Genomic DNA, 3,298 nt, shown 5'->3' on the forward strand with positions numbered 1-3,298 from the left:
GAGTGATACCAACTCGTTACCAGGACGGCACTGCGTGCATTCATCTGCTTCAGTATTGGCGCGGAGAAGAGCGCATTCTCCCAGGTAGATCCTGACTGGCATTCGGTGGTGATGGCCCGGGTATCGACACCGCGATCGATCATTGCCTCGCGGATCCAGTAACAATCGCCGTCGCCGCTGATCAATACACGCGGCGCTACGCCCTTCAGCCACAGACCGGCCGCCCAGGCAGCTCGCGGTGGCCCATCTCCCCCCAGAACGACGATCACGTCCGCCTTGCTGGCTGGATCGCGGACTGCCAGGAGCGGGTTGGCCAGGATAAACGCCAGAATAATAGCCGATATCATGAGCACTCCTGCCAGCCCAAATCGGGCGATGAGCGATTTCCCTCTACGCGGTTGGCGCTCCAACACTGTCATCGTCTGAGCGCTCATCATATGGAAAGGCCAAGCTCTCGCCGTTGCAATTCTCTCATCTTGATGACGATCATGTATTCGTAAGACGCGATGAGCCTGCAGTAATGATAGCCTTGCCAGCCATCGAGGAAGCCGCCCCGCAGGAAATACATGTAGGCGAATCTTGCTGCAGGGCGGAAAGGCAGCCGGTATGAGAATTCTTTCAGCGCACGCCGCCTCGCTTCCGGCGTGGCACTGAAAAAACCGCTCCACGGGATCTGCTTGCTGCGCAAGATCTGAAGCGACTCGCGTGCTTCGAAGCCCGAGTAGCGGTTGTGCTTGTCAAACCAGGCGGTCATTCCCTTGTTGAAACTGTAGTGAACGAAATGCGACTGCAGCCGTCCCGTCGGACCATCGCCAACAGGACGGGAATGGCATTCGCGCTCATAGTGGATGCGCTCGGGTCTGCAGAGGCGAGTGATCCAGGTGGGATAGAGGCTGCTGTGCTTGATCCAGCGGCCCATGAACATGTTCTTGTAGCGGGCACTGAACATCGCTTCAGGCCGGTTCGGGTCGGCAGCGATCGCCAGCATCTCGTCACGCAGATCTTCAGGTGTGATCTCATCGGCGTCGGGCATGTAGACCCACTCATGCTTGAACTCGATCTCCTTTAGCCCATACATGCGCTGTTTGGTTTCGGTCTCATATTTGTTCTGGTAAACCCGGGCACCGGCTTGCTTGGCGATTTCGATAGTCCTGTCAGTGCTGAAGGAATCGAGGACCACAATATCGTCGCACCAGGTGAGCGAAGCCAGACAAGCCGGCAGGCTCTCTTCCTCATTCAGGGTCATGATCAATACGGATATCGTCAATGTCTCACTCCGGTCTTGGGGCTATTCAAACAGCGTCCGACAGGATGCCTGGCCTGGTTTTGGCAGGCTGCGGCGCGGACACATGATTCATATTGAGATCGGCTCTGGCAGCCATTGGCGGCATCGAAGTCAGTTGGGACACCGCGACTGAACGGGGACGCTGTATCCGGTTGACCCCTGATTCGCTCGAAAGGAACACAAATGCAGAATGAGCGGCGAAAGGTATCAGCAACGCCAGCGTCATGAGATAGTTCGAAGCGCCCGTGGCGATACCCAGGCAACCAATGCCGCCGCAAAGCGCAGATACACCTACAATGATAATGGTTGTTGCCGCCGGCGAAATCGACCGGTCGAGCAGGAGATGGTGAAGGTGGCAGCGGTCCGCCGCCAGAGGGCTGCGACCGGCGTGCAGTCGCCTGACAATCAGGCTCAGCGTATCGACAACCGGGACGATAACGATCCACAATAGGACCGAAAATGCGATATTGGCACGAATCGATAGCATGATCACGAAATAGGCGATCGCAGCGCCGAGCGCCGTGCTACCGGCATCCCCCAGGAAAATCTTGGCGCGGGCGACCCATGGACTGCGCATATTGAAGGCCAGAAAGCCGCACACTGCTGCGAGAAGAACGATGGTCGGCAAGACGAGTTCGCTCACACCTTTCACCGATGCAACCACTGAAAGCCAGAAAAGCGCCGCCGCCGCACTCCCGCCCGCCAGTCCGTCGACCCCATCAATCATGTTCCAGGAGTTGATCAGGCCCACGACGAACAAGATGGCCACAAGTGTGAGGAGCGGGAAAGATATGGTGAGAAGGGTTGGAGGAAGTGCGACGCCGGTGACTATGGTCGATCCGGCGAGGGGATTGACCAGAATAAATGCTGCAACGAGCTGTGCCACAAGGCGCTTGATGGCCGAAAGTTCGTTGCGATCGTCCACAACGCCAACAAGCAGTGTTATAAGGAGACCCGCCCAGAAGTTCAGCGGAAGTGTGCTCGCACCATTGCGAAGAAACATAACCATCGTGAATGTAGCAAAGATCGCAATTCCACCACACAAAGGAACGACACCATCATGCCGCTTGCGCCTGTCGGGATAATCGACGAGCGAGAATGCAGGTGACACTCTTTTCAGAATGACGATCAGCACAGCACTCACCGCCAGCGCTGCCAGGCAATTGGTGATCCATACAAACAAGACACACCCCCAGTTGATTGGGCACTCACCATGCAAGGTGTGTTCACCTGTCACGGTCATTCCGAGTGCATTTTATGAGAGAGTACCGGCCGCGCGGTTTCAGCGCCATTTAGGAGAAGTGAGAAGCGGTTCCACCTGAAGGATGAACCCTGTTGCTTCGGGTGTCCCCCTTTGGATTAACGGAAATCCTACCATACCGGTGAAATCAGGGATTGAGGCGCCGTCTTACTGCGTTTTTCAGGCAAATTTGAACTGCTATTGCGCCATTTTCGGCCAAGTCTGGCTCACAATGGCCGAGTCCGCCTTTGCGTGTCACGGTCACGTCACGTTTGGTTCATTACCCTAGCTGATTGCATTAAATACAAAGATTTAGGTGTTTCGAACCGAGGGGCGTTCACGGGAAACGATGCACAAAAAGAGGACTACTTCTCTAATACAGTAGCGTAGGGTGCGATTATGAGTGTGACAGTTGCGCGTATGAGAACCGACCAAATCCAGCATGGTTCCCAAACCGATGGCGGGTCTGATTTCAGGAGCGGCATTTTTATATATGCCGAAGCTGGTGTCGTGTTCCAGGGATTGGTCCAGTCTCTCGAAAGGACCTTCCCCGATCTAAAGGTTAATCTTTCCAGCAGACTCGCTGAGTCCGAGGAATTCGATGCGAATATTGGCCTGGTCCTCATTCACGCCGATTTCGTACCCGACATTGTCGATTGCATAGCGCGATGCAAGACGCGGTTTCCGGAAGCCTCCATCACGCTGATGATGGACGAAAACAGTCCTGCTATACAGGAATTCAACAATCTCTTTGATCACAAACTGGTTCAGGG

General features: G+C 55.2%; 4 protein-coding genes. 1 reads left to right on the forward strand and 3 read right to left on the reverse strand.

The features are described from left to right. From AAAC48_RS04315 to AAAC48_RS04325, 3 genes are all read right to left on the reverse strand, one after another. A partial coding sequence (locus AAAC48_RS04315; protein ID WP_340652989.1) for a YdcF family protein occupies positions 1-347 on the reverse strand: 347 nt, incomplete at its 3' end. Positions 348-433: 86 nt separating this feature from the next. After that, positions 434-1,267 (reverse strand): glycosyltransferase family 2 protein, encoded by an 834-nt coding sequence (locus tag AAAC48_RS04320; protein ID WP_340652990.1) that lies wholly within the window; start codon positions 1,265-1,267, stop codon positions 434-436. A 25-nt stretch (positions 1,268-1,292) separates the two neighbouring features. Beyond that, positions 1,293-2,468, reverse strand: a complete 1,176-nt coding sequence (locus AAAC48_RS04325) for an MraY family glycosyltransferase (RefSeq protein WP_340652991.1) — start codon at positions 2,466-2,468, stop codon at positions 1,293-1,295. Between the two features lie 456 nt (positions 2,469-2,924). Here AAAC48_RS04325 and AAAC48_RS04330 point away from each other — a divergent pair. Beyond that, a partial coding sequence (locus AAAC48_RS04330; RefSeq protein ID WP_340652992.1) for a hypothetical protein occupies positions 2,925-3,298 on the forward strand: 374 nt, incomplete at its 3' end.

The sequence above is a fragment of the Phyllobacterium sp. genome, from assembly GCF_037994405.1.
Classification (GTDB): domain Bacteria; phylum Pseudomonadota; class Alphaproteobacteria; order Rhizobiales; family Rhizobiaceae; genus Phyllobacterium.